The organism is Erysipelothrix sp. HDW6C (assembly GCF_011299615.1).
GTDB lineage: Bacteria > Bacillota_I > Bacilli_A > Erysipelotrichales > Erysipelotrichaceae > Erysipelothrix.
On the sequence record NZ_CP049861.1, the window covers coordinates 1,903,775 to 1,920,302 of the forward strand.

General features: G+C 39.9%; 16 protein-coding genes. 1 reads left to right on the top strand and 15 read right to left on the bottom strand.

The window, feature by feature from the left end:
* Position 1 precedes the first annotated feature (1 nt).
* From lepA to G7062_RS09090, 4 genes are all read right to left on the bottom strand, one after another.
* Positions 2 to 1,804 (bottom strand): translation elongation factor 4, encoded by a 1,803-nt coding sequence (gene lepA, locus G7062_RS09075; RefSeq protein ID WP_166065604.1) that lies wholly within the window; start codon positions 1,802 to 1,804, stop codon positions 2 to 4.
* Positions 1,801 to 2,316: an ECF transporter S component gene (locus tag G7062_RS09080; protein ID WP_166065605.1), complete on the bottom strand. Its 516-nt coding sequence runs from the start codon at positions 2,314 to 2,316 to the stop codon at positions 1,801 to 1,803. The genes lepA and G7062_RS09080 overlap by 4 nt, the downstream gene beginning before the upstream one ends.
* Positions 2,313 to 3,239, bottom strand: a complete 927-nt coding sequence (gene fmt / locus G7062_RS09085) for a methionyl-tRNA formyltransferase (protein WP_166065606.1) — start codon at positions 3,237 to 3,239, stop codon at positions 2,313 to 2,315. The genes G7062_RS09080 and fmt overlap by 4 nt, the downstream gene beginning before the upstream one ends.
* A 101-nt stretch (positions 3,240 to 3,340) precedes the next feature.
* A complete protein-coding gene (locus G7062_RS09090; protein WP_166065607.1) occupies positions 3,341 to 6,118 on the bottom strand; it encodes a SpaA isopeptide-forming pilin-related protein in 2,778 nt (925 codons plus the stop codon).
* Positions 6,119 to 6,314: 196 nt separating this feature from the next.
* Here G7062_RS09090 and rpsT point away from each other — a divergent pair, with 196 nt between their 5' ends.
* The gene (rpsT, locus tag G7062_RS09095) at positions 6,315 to 6,578 is read left to right on the top strand and encodes a 30S ribosomal protein S20 (RefSeq protein WP_166065608.1); all 264 of its coding nucleotides are present in this window, start codon (positions 6,315 to 6,317) and stop codon (positions 6,576 to 6,578) included.
* A gap of 182 nt (positions 6,579 to 6,760) precedes the next feature.
* On the opposite strand, the gene G7062_RS09100 is transcribed toward rpsT, so the two are convergent.
* The 11 genes from G7062_RS09100 to alaS are packed head-to-tail and all read right to left on the bottom strand — an operon-like array spanning position 6,761 to position 16,290.
* Positions 6,761 to 7,183: a GNAT family N-acetyltransferase gene (locus G7062_RS09100; RefSeq protein WP_166065610.1), complete on the bottom strand. Its 423-nt coding sequence runs from the start codon at positions 7,181 to 7,183 to the stop codon at positions 6,761 to 6,763.
* Positions 7,184 to 7,238: 55 nt separating this feature from the next.
* Entirely contained in the window at positions 7,239 to 8,177 is a 939-nt protein-coding gene (holA, locus tag G7062_RS09105; RefSeq protein ID WP_166065611.1) for a DNA polymerase III subunit delta, read from the bottom strand.
* Complete coding sequence (locus tag G7062_RS09110) at positions 8,171 to 9,952, bottom strand: ComEC/Rec2 family competence protein (protein WP_166065612.1); 1,782 nt, start codon at positions 9,950 to 9,952, stop codon at positions 8,171 to 8,173. Before G7062_RS09110 ends, holA begins: the two co-directional genes overlap by 7 nt.
* Entirely contained in the window at positions 9,943 to 10,416 is a 474-nt protein-coding gene (locus G7062_RS09115) for a ComEA family DNA-binding protein (protein ID WP_166065613.1), read from the bottom strand. Before G7062_RS09115 ends, G7062_RS09110 begins: the two co-directional genes overlap by 10 nt.
* A 46-nt stretch (positions 10,417 to 10,462) precedes the next feature.
* Positions 10,463 to 10,933, bottom strand: a complete 471-nt coding sequence (gene greA / locus G7062_RS09120) for a transcription elongation factor GreA (RefSeq protein WP_166065614.1) — start codon at positions 10,931 to 10,933, stop codon at positions 10,463 to 10,465.
* 22 nt (positions 10,934 to 10,955) lie between these two features.
* Positions 10,956 to 11,585 carry a uridine kinase gene (gene udk / locus G7062_RS09125; RefSeq protein ID WP_166065615.1) on the bottom strand — a complete coding sequence of 210 codons (630 nt, stop codon included), beginning with the start codon at positions 11,583 to 11,585 and terminating at the stop codon, positions 10,956 to 10,958.
* A 9-nt stretch (positions 11,586 to 11,594) separates the two neighbouring features.
* Entirely contained in the window at positions 11,595 to 12,710 is a 1,116-nt protein-coding gene (gene mltG, locus G7062_RS09130) for an endolytic transglycosylase MltG (protein ID WP_240915946.1), read from the bottom strand.
* Positions 12,628 to 12,930 (bottom strand): DUF1292 domain-containing protein, encoded by a 303-nt coding sequence (locus G7062_RS09135; RefSeq protein WP_166065616.1) that lies wholly within the window; start codon positions 12,928 to 12,930, stop codon positions 12,628 to 12,630. Before G7062_RS09135 ends, mltG begins: the two co-directional genes overlap by 83 nt.
* A gap of 1 nt (position 12,931) precedes the next feature.
* A complete protein-coding gene (gene ruvX, locus G7062_RS09140) occupies positions 12,932 to 13,366 on the bottom strand; it encodes a Holliday junction resolvase RuvX (protein WP_166065617.1) in 435 nt (144 codons plus the stop codon).
* Positions 13,366 to 13,626 (bottom strand): IreB family regulatory phosphoprotein, encoded by a 261-nt coding sequence (locus G7062_RS09145; protein WP_166065618.1) that lies wholly within the window; start codon positions 13,624 to 13,626, stop codon positions 13,366 to 13,368. Before G7062_RS09145 ends, ruvX begins: the two co-directional genes overlap by 1 nt.
* A gap of 45 nt (positions 13,627 to 13,671) precedes the next feature.
* Positions 13,672 to 16,290 (bottom strand): alanine--tRNA ligase, encoded by a 2,619-nt coding sequence (alaS, locus tag G7062_RS09150; RefSeq protein ID WP_166065619.1) that lies wholly within the window; start codon positions 16,288 to 16,290, stop codon positions 13,672 to 13,674.
* Positions 16,291 to 16,528: the final 238 nt, after the last annotated feature.

Here is a 16,528-nt window from a genome sequence, read left to right on the forward strand (position 1 = left end):
ATTATTCATCATCCATCGAAAGAACTGCCATAAATGCTTCTTGAGGAATCTCTACAGACCCTACTTGCTTCATGCGTTTCTTTCCCTCTTTTTGTTTTTCTAATAGTTTTTTCTTACGACTGATATCTCCACCATAACATTTCGCAATAACATTTTTACGAACTGCCTTGATTGTGGAGCGTGCAATGACTTTTTGATTGATTGCCGCTTGAATTGGAACCTCAAACTGGTGACGGGGAATCAACGTACGGAGTTTTTCCGTAATTGTCTTTCCACGTGCTTGGGCAAAATCACGATGAACGATTGTTGACAAGGCATCGACAATCTCTCCATTTAGTAAAATATCCATCTTGACAAGTTTAGACTCTTTATAACCCACAAACTCGTAATCAAATGAGGCATACCCACGCGTTGATGATTTGAGTCGGTCAAAAAAGTCAAAGACGATCTCGACAAGTGGCATGTGATAGATAATGTTCATACGTGTTGCATCAAGTGCTTGCATATCGATATAGGTACCACGTTTATTTTGACACAATTCCATTACCGATCCTACATATTCTGAAGGAACGATAATTTCTGCTTTTACATAAGGTTCTTCAACTTTTTCGATAACATTTGATACCGGCATCTTTGAAGGATTCTCGATTTTAATCATTTCACCATTGGTTAAATAAACATGGAATACTACGGATGGTGCAGTTGCAATAAGATCAAAGAGATATTCTCGCTCCAAACGTTCTTGAATGACATCCATATGTAAGAGCCCTAAGAACCCACAGCGGAAACCAAATCCTAGAGCTTGCGATGTTTCTGGTTCAAAAACCAAGGAAGAATCGTTAAGCGCCATTTTCTCTAAGGCATCACGCATGTCTGTGTAACGCTTGCTATCGATTGGATAAAGTCCACAATATACCATCGGATTAAGTTTGCGATATCCTGGTAGTGGCGCTGCTGCAGGACGTGCGTCATGCGTAATCGTATCCCCTACTTGAACATCCTTAATTGATTTAATGGATGCTCCAATCCAACCTACTTCGCCCGTAACGAGTTGATTCTTCTTAACTTCTTTAGGTGTACGAATTCCCAACTCTGTGACCTCAAAAACGGCACCTGTTTGCATGAATCGGATTTCATCACCAATTTTCACAGAGCCTTCTTCGATACGGACATATGCAATAACACCACGATATGTATCGTAAATCGAGTCAAAGACTAACGCTTTTAGCGGTGCATTGATATCACCTTGTGGTGCGGGAATTTTTTCAACAATCGCTTCTAATACTTGATCGATATTCAAGCCTGTTTTTGCAGAAATAAGTGGAGCATCACTGGCATCAATGCCAAGGACATCCTCAATTTCTTTCTTAACACGCTCAGGGTCAGCAGAAGGCAGATCAATTTTATTGATAACAACCATGATTTCCAAATCATTTTCAATCGCAAGATATGCGTTGGCCAATGTCTGAGCTTGAATTCCTTGTGTTGCATCAACAATCAAAATAGCACCTTCGCAAGCAGCAAGTGAGCGTGATACTTCATACGTAAAGTCGACGTGCCCAGGCGTATCAATCAAATGAAACGTATAATCTTGACCATCTTTGGCGTGGTATTCTAATTGCACGGAGTTAAGTTTTATGGTAATTCCGCGCTCACGTTCAAGATCCAATTGATCGAGTAACTGTGCTTGCATATCACGTGTCGCAACGGTATTTGTTTGTTCTAAAATCCTATCTGCCAATGTTGACTTACCATGGTCAATATGAGCAATGATAGAAAAGTTTCTTATATTTTTCTGATTCATGAATCAAGACTCCTTAAACGATCCACAAGTTCTTTAAACTTGGGGTAAAACAGGCTAACAATAAGTGCAGATATGAGCCCCTGAGGTAAATTCCCCACTGCTGATACCCAGAAGATGTTAGCATCTTCCAAAAGTAGAGCATCCAATCCCGCATACAAGACAACCATTGTTAATCCTGCTGCAAAGAAAGCAATATAACGACGCTTGTGCGTGAGATAACGTTTCAGCATAATAATAACCAAAACTTCTGATGCTTTGATAAAAATCGTAAAGATCGCATACTGTGGGTAGCCACCCAATATATCCGCCAAAGCACTTCCAACACTGGCAGCAAAAATAGCACCGCGCATTGGCAGTAATAAAGCCCCCAACATAACACCCACATCGCCTAAGTTTAAATAACCATAAGCAATCGGAAAACGTGTGAATAAGGTTAGTCCGGTAATTAGTGCTGTCACAATTCCTATTAACACAAGTGTTTGTGTTCTTTTTACTTCGTATTTATTGTTCATTCAAATATTTTCCCCTTCCAATCGCGTCCAATACCATTGGCAAAGTCTTTCGCAGCAGTCACAGGTTTGCCTGCAGGCTGAATACGAGTGATGATAACTGAACCATTTAGGCACGCAATTGTAATTCCTTCATCTGTCACTTGAGTTATTGTTCCTGGTATTTTGCTTTGTACCGTTTCAATCATTTTGGCTTGGTGAAACTTCACATTTTCACCTTCCAAACGACCATATCCTACTGGCCATGGAATTAGCCCTCTAATATGATTGTACACGATGTGAACATCTTGATTAAAAGAGATAAACTCGTCATCACGTTGAATTGTATAGGCAAGTGTCACTGCATCTTTATCTTGAGGCACAAACACGAGCTCACCATTTAGATAACGTGCAAGATCAACATGAATTAAATCCTTTGAGACATGCATAAGTTTTGCTTCTACATCACCCATTGTGTCGTCGGCCGCAATTGGAACGCTGCGTGAGGTTAACATATCACCACTATCCATACCAACATCCATGAGCATCAAGGTAACACCCGTTTCCATCTCACCACGAATGATTGACCAATGAATCGGTGCTCCCCCACGGAATTTCGGTAACAATGAAGCATGGACATTCAAACATTTATATTTGGGATAATCCAAAATAGGTTTGGGTACAATCTGCCCATATGCGCAGGTAATAACTAAATCCGGTTGCATCGCTAAAACTTCATCAACACTGTTCTTAATGCGCTCAGGTTGGAGCACTGGAATTCCATGTTCAAACGCCATCTCTTTAACTGGAGATGCCTTAAGCACTTTCTTTCGTCCAAATGGACGGTCAGGTTGCGTTACAACTGCAACCACATCATAACCATCATCAATTAATTGTTGTAAAATAACACATGAAAAAGGGGTCGTCCCCATAAACATTACGCGCATACTATCACATCCTATCACTTATTATAGCATGGTTCACAAGCAAGATTAAAGAAGTATTGCCCCATGTGAATAAAAGAAAACGTCACTGGGACGTTTTCGAATTATTTCTTGCGTTTATGGGAAACTACCGCACCCAAAATTGCTACAAATCCGCCAAGAGCAATTCCCAGTCCAATTATCACAATCGGATGGTTGGATACACCTGAATGTGGTAATACAGGCGGTTTGGGTGCCAATGGTTGTTCGGGTTCAATTGGGTCAATGGGACTCGTTGGGGCATGATATACATTTATAAATTGAACATCCGCAATTGTATCCGCAACAACTTTTCCCGTAATGATACCAGAGGCTGGAACTGAAGTATAGTTGGAATGTTGCAATTCGGTCACCAAGTATTCCAATCCAGCTGGAATGTCGTGAACCGTTAACGATTCGCCATGCTTTAACTCAATCACATCACCACTTTGAATACTACTCGTAATATTTCCCTTCGTGATCTTAAATATCGCATCAGTATCAATCTCTAGTACAAATGAGAACGAATCCGCGGGTGCTTTATCACCTGTGACAGTCTTGGAAATGACAAGATCACCGTGTGGCGGCAGGATTCGCTTATTCACGATTTCGATCGCCAGTATGTCATCACTGTTGGTTAAATCAATCGTTGTTGAAGCCTCACCAATCGTATGTCCACTTGGAGCTTTTGTTTCAACGAGTTTGTAGATACCTGGCGTTAACGCTGTAATTGCAATCTTTCCTTCAAAATCCGTTGTATATGTCCGGTCACTATGCAATGTGCCATCGGCATAATGAAGCTTAAACTCCGCACCTGCTAACACTGATTTTTGAGTTGAATCATCAACCTTTGTTATTACGACACTTGACGTTGGTAGCCATGTTTTTGATGTTTCTACAGTTTGCGCATCGCCTTCAAGGTCCAAATAATCCACTCGGGCTCCCATTTCTATCCCATCATAGTTTGTAGGTGCAAAGCCATTGGATGCTGAGGTATCTGCATCATCATTTAGAAACAATGGTATGGATACACGTTGTGATAAAAGAGTCTCATCCGAAACCGTAAAGGTAAATGTTACACGTTGAACTGGAACGCCATCCACAGTATCTGACACAATGCTAACATCAGTATATTCAGATGGAAAATATACATTGTCGCTATTCATCATCAATCGTGACTCATCAACTCTAAAATAGCGATTATCAATCACATCACTCATCGTGACAATTTTGGTTGATTGAGTAATTTCATCGTATGCTTTTTTAAAGATATCATTAAAACTTGCTTCAATGCCCTCAGTATCATCGGCATTGATACTGAAAATATTCTCTTCATCAATAAATTTACTTAAACGTGTCATCATTGCGCTCTCATTGGAGCTTTGAATCGCAATTGCATAAAAATCATAATCCGGGTATGTTCTTTTGATTGTCTCGCTCATTAATTGATTATCACTGTCAGCAATACCATGCCCGCCACTCCGTATGGCAGCTACAGCCTCACTCCCATTTGAGTTTGCATTTAAGTTATCCATAGTATATGTTGGTGCACCATCGGTAACCAACACAACTGCCTTGGCATGATCGTTCACTTCAGTATCTGCTTTCATGATTGTATAACCCGACATTAGTGCAGCAAGATAATTCGTCCACATTGATTGGGTTGTCTGCCCCGTTTCCCCTTTAAGGTACTGTTCTACGAATTCACCGGTGTATTTTACACTTTCTTCGACACCGCTCATAAAGGTATTCTTATCATCTGTGAACATCGCATAATCTTGTGAGTGAACTGGATTCCCTACAGTATCAATACCTCGTGCACGGGTGTTGAATGAAGAGAACGCCAGGCGGCTTTCTGGTGTTTGTGTTAAGAGGCGATTACCAAAGTATGCGACAGCATCATACAAGAGATGAACCCTTTGATACGACCCCTCACGATTTCCTGTAACTGAATTCAGCGAACTTTCATACCACGATCGTGGAACACCAGCAAGATCATACGACGCATCATTGCCATCCAAATCTATCAGCTCCATCTTGTCAACATAAGAGGGTTGGTAAGCGTAATTTGTATAAGTTGTCGGTGAATTCTCCAGTCTCGCTATCGGATAGCTCACGCGACTTCCCAATCCATCACGGTGGTAAACATTATTTTCAACCTCACTCATATAATTCTTTACAGGTTGATTAAAATCAACCAAGAACCAGGCAAGATCGCCTGTTCCACTCATAAACGCCAACCGTTGGTTGCTACTTGTTGTTCCTTGATAGTTACGTGGCACAAGGTGGACATCGGCACCATCCATATATGGGTATGTTGGGAAGAGTGTCGCTAAATCGTCCGGATCTATTTGTATTTTAATTTGTGGATCTACGCTATAGTTGTAACCCGTCTCTGTTAAGAAATGCTCCCCAGACGTAATATCAATTTCACCCGTCCCATTCAATGTACCACTATCATTGACTACCAACGGCAGGATTAGATTGTTAAAGAAGTCATACATCGATGGCGTAATATTCAGTTTTGTATGATAAGTCCGCATGTAAAAGAACTCATGCTCGGGATTGAGGTTTCCACTTTGTTCACCCATGGATCCAGATGTATCCAACAAGAAAATTACATCCGTAGGCTTTGCTAGTTTATATACCGATTCAAACCCATCAAAAGTAAGATCAACGCGTGCTTGATTCGTATTTGATTCCCATACTGCCGTCTTCTCCAAACTCACACGCTCATCGCCACTGATATTTGAAGTTGTTTGACTTGGGTAACTATCATTAGCTAGCACTGGCTTTATCAAAAAGAATGAAGATACCATCAAAGTCACAACCATCACACTTTTCAGAATCTTTAAATGTCTCATACGCACCTCCATACACAATCTCCGCATTTGCGATTGTCTATAAAATAGCACACATAGTGAGCCCCGTATAACGAAAAATTGTGATAGCATATATCTATTTTATTGGTCGAGAATCATGTTGATACATTTTTTTACGATTGGTTCGCATAAACTGTGCTTTTTTGATATAATATTGAATATATTGGAGGTGGGAATTATGCCACAAATTGAAAGTCAAAAGAAACGCGTCTTAACAAGCCGTAAGGAACAAGCTTCAAACCGTCGTCAAAAAACGACATTAAAAAATACTTTAGTAGATTTTAAAACAGCAGTAGAAGCAGAAGACAAAGAGAAAGCAACTGTATTGTTCAACCGTTCAAACCAACTCTTGGACAAATCAATTACAAGCAACATACACCATAAGAACTATGTTAGCCGTAAAAAATCATCAATTTCAAAATTGATGAACACAGTAAAATAGTCTTTCAAAAGTAAAGTGTAGACGAGCAATCATCGCACTTTTTTTGTGTCAAATTTCCTCCAGAAACAAGAAGCATCACGCCATATTGAGTGCCTTTTTATCGCTAATGGCGCACAGCACACAATAAAAAAAACCAACCAGGACACTGTCCAAAGTTGGTCTAAATTTTTAACGTTCTGATTCTATAAGTATTTTCGATAGAAATAGTAATCAATACCTTCAAGAGGTGTATTTTCAATCACACCAAAACGCTCATAATTATTTTTCTCGTAGAAAACAGGCGCTTCAAAAGAAAAGGTTTCAAGAGTGATGCACGTACATTTTTCAGAACGCGCTTTCTCTTCCATTGCTGCGAGAAGCTCGCTACCCGTCCCTTTACCGCGGTAATTTTCATCAATCCAAAAATAATCAATGTGAAGCATATTCCAAAAACTGTGCCCCGTAATACCGCCGACTATTTCTTCATTATCATTATACAAATAGGCACCCAAATAACTCTCAGCAATTGTATCGATGGTCGTTGGTAGTTTCGATTCACTGAACTCAACTATTTTTTCTTTAATTAAAGGGTGAAGTGAATCACCTTTATAACTTCTTATTTTCATATACTCACCTCTAACAACACAGGGAATTGTGTTGATTCAAAAATCATAGAATAACTTAACGCATAACTTCTATCATAAAAAGTTCGAAGGCAACAAAGCGATCAATTTTTCCTAACTTCACGTCTTGATCAATTTGCCCCAAACGATTGAGTAAACTTAAAATCGTTGTAGCATTACCAGCTTGATAACGGACCAAGAAGTGCGCTTGCTTTTCAGAGATATCCAACTTGCGAGCAATATCATTCGCCTGATAATGAGCCTCAACCAACGCACTCACTTGGAAAGTTCGGCGCAAACTTGCAGCAACCATTCCAATGAGTGCCAAGGGGTCCATTTTTAAAGCAAGTAAATCATGATAGACCGTAAAAGTCTCATTCATTTTCTTTTTTACGAGTGCATCGCTGAGCGCAAAAATATTATCATCTAATGAACGTGCTACAAGTAACTCGACATCTACTTCAGTAATCGCACGCCCAAGCACCTCAAGCTTATCAAATTCCTGTTGCATACGTAACAAGTCAATTCCCACGCGACTCGCAAAAAGATTCACGGCACGCTCATTCATACTCAAACCTCTGCGCTTTACTTCTTGATTCACATAGTTTACAGTCTCATTCTCTGTAAGTTCTGATATCGTATGAACATTGGCCGTTTTATCAATCTGTTTCTTTAGTTTCGTTTTCGCAAGTGGTTTCTTATCAAACACTAAGACTACACTGATTTCAAACGATGATGCACCCATGAGTTCAAGCAACTGCTCTTCGCTGGCTTTCTTCGCTTCTTTTTCACGAATTGTTAGGATGATTCTTTTCTTATCTCCAAAGAGGGACACTGTGAACGCAGCCTCAAATACGGCATCCATTGTAAATTCACGGTCTAGCATGTCAAAACGCAACACTTCCGCTTCACCGTAGTTTTGTAGTTGATCTTTTAAAATTTTATCGATTTTTTGTTGAATTAAATAATCGTTTTTTCCGAAAATAACGTCTAGCATTTTATCACCGTGTTAATTATACCAAATGCACCCTTGGAAGTAACGAAATAATCCAAAAACGGTGTCCAGATGAAGGTAATATTCCCAAGTTGTGAGGTTTGAAGCGGGGTAATTCTTAGGTTGAAAAGATTTCGCATCACATCATTATGAGGATGTCCGTATGTTGAAGGTCGCGAACTTATGATTGCATACCGTGGTCGCAGCGCTTGTAAGAAATCACGACCACTCGATGTTTTTGAACCATGGTGCCCCAACTTCAATAAATCAGCAGATAAGAACGGATTGGAACGCATGAGTTCGCGCTCTTGTTCAAGCCCGGCATCACCCATGAATAAGGTATTGTGTGGCCCAAGGACAATGAGAGAGTTGGCATTACTTTCTTCGTAACTAATATCTGACAAAAGCATTGTGTAGAATTCAAGCGTATCTGTTTTATTTTTTATGATTCTCGGATTGAATTCACGTTCTAATTGCTCTGTATTTTCACTGTGGTCTAAGTCATCATGAGTAATGATTAACTGATCAAGTTCTTTTACACCTTGAGCGTATAACGTATTGCGGAGGTCTGAGTATGCTTGACGTCGACCTGTGTCAATGAGGGTGGTATCAAGATTGAATGGATATTGGATCAGCGTTGCGTCCCCTTGACCAACATCGATGTATGTAATACGTGTAAATGGATAAAACGTTAACCACAAACACATCATCGAGACCACATATTTTTGTGTGTTCGATTGTCGATATGCACTCATTACCAAAAGAATCAAAAAAAGGATGGATGGTTTCCCCACAAGTGTTAGACGTTTCACAACACTAATTTCAAAAAATCCAATATACCACTCAAAGAATTTGACTGTGTATTCCAGCATAAACGACCAATGCAAAGAGAGCAGTGCGCCAATATACACAAGTCCACATACAATCCGAGTCACCTTGTAAAGCGCCAATTCAAGAGGATTGAATCGATACAATACACGTAAGTTAAGATATAGCGTAATTGCATACGAATCCTTCAGCCGCATCGATAACCCAGAAATTAGAAACTTGCCAAAAACAAGTATGAACGCGATATTCGTGACACTACCTGGAAAAAGGATTAAGAGGATAATCACTTGTTTTTCTTTGCTTACAAGGTCTTTTAGCATGACACGCAGCAATGAAAAGCCAATCCCAAAAAGGATGGCATGAATACTACATATGAAAAGACGAACAGACTTGCATTTTTGCATTCCAATGTAAGGGCGAAGGATAAAAGTTACAATTGTAAGAAGGCCTGTAAGTTGAAAAGACAATGACGTTAATAACGGATAATCCGAATTGTACTGTGAAAATAAAATATCTTGAAGTAAGGGATAGTCAGAAGTCTTCTTCCAAAGTATCGTTCGAATTGAAGTATTCTTTGACTGAACGGTTGTTTGCGGCTTTGTTATCACGGTTTGAATGCGATTATTTGAATTCACTATGCGTGTTTGATCACCAACAACTGACAAACGATCTCCAAGTGCCCCATCATATTGTCCAATAATGCGATAACCTTGTGTTTTACTCCGCACAACATAGCTCGATGCCCCGATAGACTCTACAAACCCAGTCACGTTTGATTCAATAGGATACCAGTAGTGTGTAACCATCAACGCAATCCCAAGAATACAGAAAACTGCACCACGATTTTGTTTCCTCTCCACAAACATCGCCCACGCCAGAATGAAAACCCACTGGTGATAGAACCAAGAACCAAAAAGAGAGAGAACAACAATGCCATAAACTACAAGCATATATCGGCCTTTATTTTTTCGAACTTCTTCACGCCCATTCCTTTAACAAGCATTAAATCTTCTAACATCTGAAAATTTCCATGCTCCTCACGGTATGCGACAATATCACTTGCCATCTTCGGACCGACACCGGTCAATACTTGAAGTTCTAAAGCTGTTGCTGTATTGATCGAGATTGGTTCAATTTCAGTAAGCGTTGGGATTGTAATCACATCGCGATGGGCAACTATCTTCTGGCGATTTATCTTACGCTCGTCAACATCACCATCCAACACAACCTTTTCCAGCACTTCATCTAGCGTTGCAAAAGGTTCAATTAAAACTGTCTTGGTCTCGTTCTTATAAATAACTGTAACATTCATCAAAGATTGGTTTGCTTGATCTATCGGTCGCATATCTTTGAGTCCCACAATCCCCATGATACACACTCCCAACAAGAGCATAAAAAAAAGAACACGTTGCATTGTAATCACCTACCCTAAAGTGTGTGGTCACTGCATCGTGTCCTAATTATTTAATCTTAAGAACTTTAACTTGGTAAGGTTCTTCAACGTTAACCTCAACCACGTCTCCTTCAACTGCTTCAAGCATTGCTTGGGCAAGTGGTGATACGTTTGAGAGTTTCCCGTTGTCTGGATCCGCTTCAACTGATCCAACAATTGAAAATGTTTCTTCTTCACCAAGTTCCATATCGAAGATGGTGACAGTAGCACCAAGGCTTACTGTTTTGTGTTTTGTTTTACTGTTTGTGTCAATAATCTCAACTTTTGAGATTGTAGCTTCAAGTTCACGAATACGGGCTTCGACACGTGCTTGACGGTCACGAGCTGCATCGTAGTCAGCGTTTTCTGACAAGTCACCTTGTGCACGCGCTGCTTTTAGGTCTTCAATGACCTCAGGACGTTCGACATCAATAAGATGGCGGAGTTCACGATTAAGATCGTCAAGTCCCTCTTGAGTAACTGGAATTCTTTCTGTCATATTATCACTCCTTGAATTAGAATTATACCACACTACTGGTTATGATACTACCTATTTTCGTAGTCAGCAAATCAATCGCTACGGCGTTATGTGCGCCTTCTGGAATGATTATGTCGGCATGACGTTTGGAAGGTTCGACAAACTGGTCATGCATGACTCGAACGGTTGTAACATATTGATCAATTACGTGTTCCATTTCGCGACCACGTTGATTCACATCACGTTTTAAACGGCGAATGAATCGCACATCAGCAGCTGTATCAACAAATACTTTAATATCAAGCATCTCTCGAAGTGCCTCATTATCAAGTGTCATAAGACCCTCAATCACAATAACATCGCTTGGCGCAATATCTTCATGGTATGTGCTCCGTGTGTGATTCATAAAATCGTACACAGGTTTCTGAATGGCTTGACCATTCTTGAGTGCTGTAATATCAGCAACCAATAAATCCATATCAAACGCAAATGGGTGGTCATAATTGGTTCCAATGCGAACTTCCATCGGTACATCAGTTTGATCACGATAGTAATCATCCATACGAATGATTACGACATTTTGAGTTTCTTCAAAGTGATTTTTTAAGCGCTTGGCAATGCTCGATTTCCCCGAGGCACTTCCTCCGGCAATCCCAATAATAATCGGATGCATAACGTCCTCCTAGTATCCTAATAATTCTTTACGAACAACTTCGTGTTCTGCATATGTTTTTTGGTAATGGACACTGCCATCACCATTAACGTCTGCAATGAAGAAGAAGTAATCATTTTTATCATAATCCAATGTTGCTTCGATAGCTCGTACCGATGGATTCAAAATTGGTCCAGGTGTTAACCCTTCATAGCGGTATGTGTTGTATGGAGAGTCTGGACTTTCACGTTCACAGTCTTCCCAACTTTCAAACGTATACAGTGCATAACAGACGGTAACACTTGACTCAAGCTTTACCCCATCACGCAAACGGTTCATAAAGACACCAGCAACCATACGCATGTCCACATCTGTATTTGCTTCATATTCAACAATTGAAGCAAGAGTCATAAGTTCATAATGATTGAATCCAGATGCGGCAATTTTACCTTTGTAATCATTGTAATGACGGTTTCCATTCGAAATGATCAATTCCGTAATTTCTTTTTCGGATGCTTCAATATCAAATGTATAGGTATCTGGGTAGAGGAAGCCTTCTAGGAGTACATTGGCTGATTTATTATCCAATAATTCAACAGGCAGTACATCATAGTATTCCATCAATAACGATATATAGGCTTTATCATTCCACAGTTCCAATAGTTTTTCTTCAGAGGCGGTTGTATGTTGTGAAATTGTACGTGCCATGTCTTTGGCCCAACTTCCCTCCACCAACATAATGGTCACCTCTCTGGGTGCTGCATTATCACGATTATTCATATACTCAAGTATTTCGACGGATGACCACGATTTGTCTAATTCAAAATAACCAGCATAGGTATCTGTATAACCTGAAGTTTTTGCTTTTAATTTCGTAAAGAACGCCGATTTAATGATCCCCTCAGACTCAAGCTTGTCAAGAACATCACTTTGAACTTGACCTTCCTCAACTTGAAATAAAACCGGTTCGCTTTCCTTAGAAATTGCGCTTGTGTTGCTGTTTAAGAGCACGATAAACAGAACAGCAGCCGCTACAAGTAAACTGATAGCGGCTGTAATAATCTTAGTGGACTTCTTCATTGCTGTGATCGTGGTCGCAGTTTGAATGGTCATGTTCTTCGCCTTCATGCTTAATAACGAATGCATTAAAGACTTCTTCAATCATTGCCCATTCTTTTTCATCAGTAATGCTTTCAAGCTCACCTTCAGTAGTGTAGCTAGAAACGAAAACTTCACCTGATTCATCTTCTGGGTTTACGTAAAGTACGTATGATTTGTTGAAGGTATCATCGTCAAATGTAAAGAGGATATCCATTGATACCTCACTACCGTCTTCATTGATAACAATAATTGTTTTTTCTTCCATGTTAATTTCCCTCTAGGAACCGTTGTCGGTCAAGAAACGATTGCAATATCTGCACCGCAGCTAACTGGTCAACGACTTTCTTTCTTTTTTTACGTGAGACATCTTGATCAATCAAAATACGATGCGCAGCAACACTTGTTAACCTCTCGTCAATCAAGGTTACTTCCACATCAAACCACGTCTCAAGTGTTTGTTTAAAATCTTCAGACAATTGTGCACGTTCCCCAATATCATTGTTCATCATTTTAGGGTAACCGAGCGCAATCTTTTTTACACGTTCTTTGGTTATGATTTCTTGCAGTGGTTCTTTAAGTTCGTCAATAGAAGCACTGTAATACAGTGTTGCAACTGGATGCGCAAACATCCCTAAGGCGTCTGACACCGCTACACCACATGTTTTGGAACCATAGTCCAAGCCAATTACTTTACCGACCATTACTTTTGATCGAGATAGAAACGAACCAATTCTTCGATGATTTCGTATCGCTCAACTTCTTGGATTGTATTACGTGCATTTTTATGCGACGAAATATAAGCCGGGTCGTTAGAAATGAGATATCCTGAGATCTGGCTTACCGCTTGGTATCCACGATCTTCAAGCGCATCTTGAACTTGTAATAAAATCTCTTTAATTCTATCATGACGAACTTGATCAGAATTATAAGCCATTGTTTCTGTCATATTACTTTTAGACATAGTATCACATCCTTTGTTTCTATTTTATCGCATCCGCAACCAAATTTAAAGATTAATCCCCACTTTGTTGAAGATTTCCGCTTTTGCAGTTGAGAGTTTGGTGATATCCTTGCCACCAGCCTGTGCAAAGTTGGGACGACCACCCCCATTACCACCGGTAACGAGTGCAGCAGCTTTCGCGAAATCGCCAGCTTTGTATCCATTTTTAATCGCAGCATCACTCATTCCAACGACAAATGTCACGCTATCTGCCTTTGCATTAGCAACAAAAACGACATCTACATGATTGCGAACACGTTCAACTAAATCCTTAACCATTTCTGTTTCTTGATCCTCAAGATCAATCCATACAAATTTTAAGTCATCATTGATAACGTGCGCAGCATTTACATAGTCTTGGGTCTTTGCATTTAACACATCACCCATAACCTCTTGGAACTTTTGCTCAAGCGTTTTAATCTCATCACTCATTTCTTGAATTTTATCATGAATTGATTTTTGGGGAGATAGTTTTAATTGGTCACGAATTGCTGCAATTGCCATTTCACTGGCTTTAAGTGTTTCGAAAGCACCTTTGCTTGTTTTACCAATAATTCGACGGACACCCGAACCAACACTTTCTTCAGAAACAATTGTAAAGAGCCCAATTTCACCTGTTCCCTGTGCATGAATTCCGCCACAGAGTTCAATGGAGACATCACCCATACTTACAACACGTACAATATCACCATAATTTTCTGAGAACAATGCCATTGCTCCCATTTTCTTCGCTTCATCCAATGGTTTCTCTTCGGTAACAATGGGTAAAGATGCTGCTATCCAATCATTAATCAAGGTTTCAATTTCTTGTTGTTGCGCATCATTGAGACGTTCAAAATGCGAGAAATCAAAGCGGAAGTATTCGTCATCAACATAGGAACCCGCTTGTTTGACATGATCTCCAACAATTTGTTTAAGCGCTGCTTGAAGCAAATGAACTGCTGAGTGATTCTTGCGAATGAGAACACGACGTTGACGATCGACACTTAACATGAAGGTTTGTCCTTCTTCAATCGCCCCTTCAACTTCAACAAGATGGAGGTTTTGTCCACCAGGTATGCGTTGAACATCAATCACACGGCCGCTTGCAGCAGCAGCGTTAATTGTTCCGGTATCGGCGACTTGTCCCCCACTCTCAGCATAAAACGGTGTCTGAGCAAAGACAACGTGTCCTTTACCACTGAACGAATCAACACGTTTACCATCTACAAACAATCCAACCACTGTTGATTCCAGACTCAATGCATCGTATACAAATTCACTTGGAACCGTGAAATTCATGATTTCTTCTTGCTGTGAGTTCATAGATTCTGTTTTTGTACGACTTGAACGTGCACGTTCTTTTTGTGCTTCCAAGGCGATATTAAATCCCTCAAGGTCGACAGTGAAATGATATTCCGCGGCAATTTCTTGAGTCAATTCAACAGGGAATCCATAGGTATCATAAAGTTTGAATGCGACATCACCGGCGATATTATGACTCTCACTTGCCTTAATGCTGTCTAACAAGAGTTTCTCTCCACCTGCTAAGGTTTTTGCAAAGCGTTTCTCTTCACTCAGGATTAATTCAACAATCATGTCACGACGTTCGCTTATGTATGGATAGAAATCTTTCATAACTGCGATGACTTCATCAACAAGTCCATTCAAGAAACTGCCTTCAATTCCCAAGACTTTTCCAAAACGAACCGCACGACGAAGCAAGCGACGTAAGACGTATCCACGGCCTTCATTAGAGAATAACGCTCCATCCGCCAACGTAAATACGAGTGAGCGAATATGGTCAGCAATGACACGATATGCCATCACATTGTCCTCATATTGCACTACAGTAAGCTTGCTAATTGCATCAATAATCGGTTTAAACAAATCGGTATCGAAGTTTGTTTCTGCTTCTTGTACAATACTGACGAGTCGTTCAAATCCCATTCCTGTATCAATATTTTTTTGTGGAAGTTCTTTAAATGATGAAATCGGTTGACCTTCAACAGCATCATACTGTGAGAATACAACATTCCATACTTCGACATAACGATCATTTTCTAAATCTTCAAAAAAGAGTTTCTCACCAATATTTTCTGGATCAAATGCAGGACCACGATCGTAAAATATCTCACTGTTAGGACCACTTGGACCATTTCCAATCATCCAATAGTTGTCATCAGTGCGAAGGATACGACTTGGATCGATATTGTGATTTTTCACCCAAAAATTATACGCATCATTATCCCCTGTATGAACGCTAAAGTACGCTTTATTGACATCAAGACCAATCCATTCAGGCGAAAACAAGAACTCGTACGCAAAAGCGATGGCTTCTTCTTTAAAATAATCGCCAATCGAAAAGTTTCCCATCATTTCAAAGAAAGTATGGTGACGTGCTGTACGTCCAACATTATCAATGTCGTTTGTGCGCAAGGACTTTTGAATATTTACGATACGCGGATTCGCAGGTTTGACACTTCCATCAAAATAACGTTTGAGTGCTGCAACACCTGAGTTTATCCACAATAAAGTATCATCATTGACGGGAACAAGGGGCGCTCCGGGTTCAATCATGTGTTGCTTGGACGCAAAGAAATCCAAGAACATATTTCTAATTTCGCTACTGCTTAAGTTTTTCATAAACTTTTCCTCCATAACATAAAAAAAACATCCCTAACAGGAACGTTTTCACGCGGTACCATCCTGATTTATACAATCGTATACACCTTCACTGTTTTTAACGCAAACAATACGGGTTTCCCATCTGCCAAAGGAGCACTTACTTACAAATCAGAAGACTTCTCACCAACCAGTCTCTCTCTTATCATCATTTGTAATAAAGCATGTCTTTAGTACGATTTTCATTGTTATTCTACCA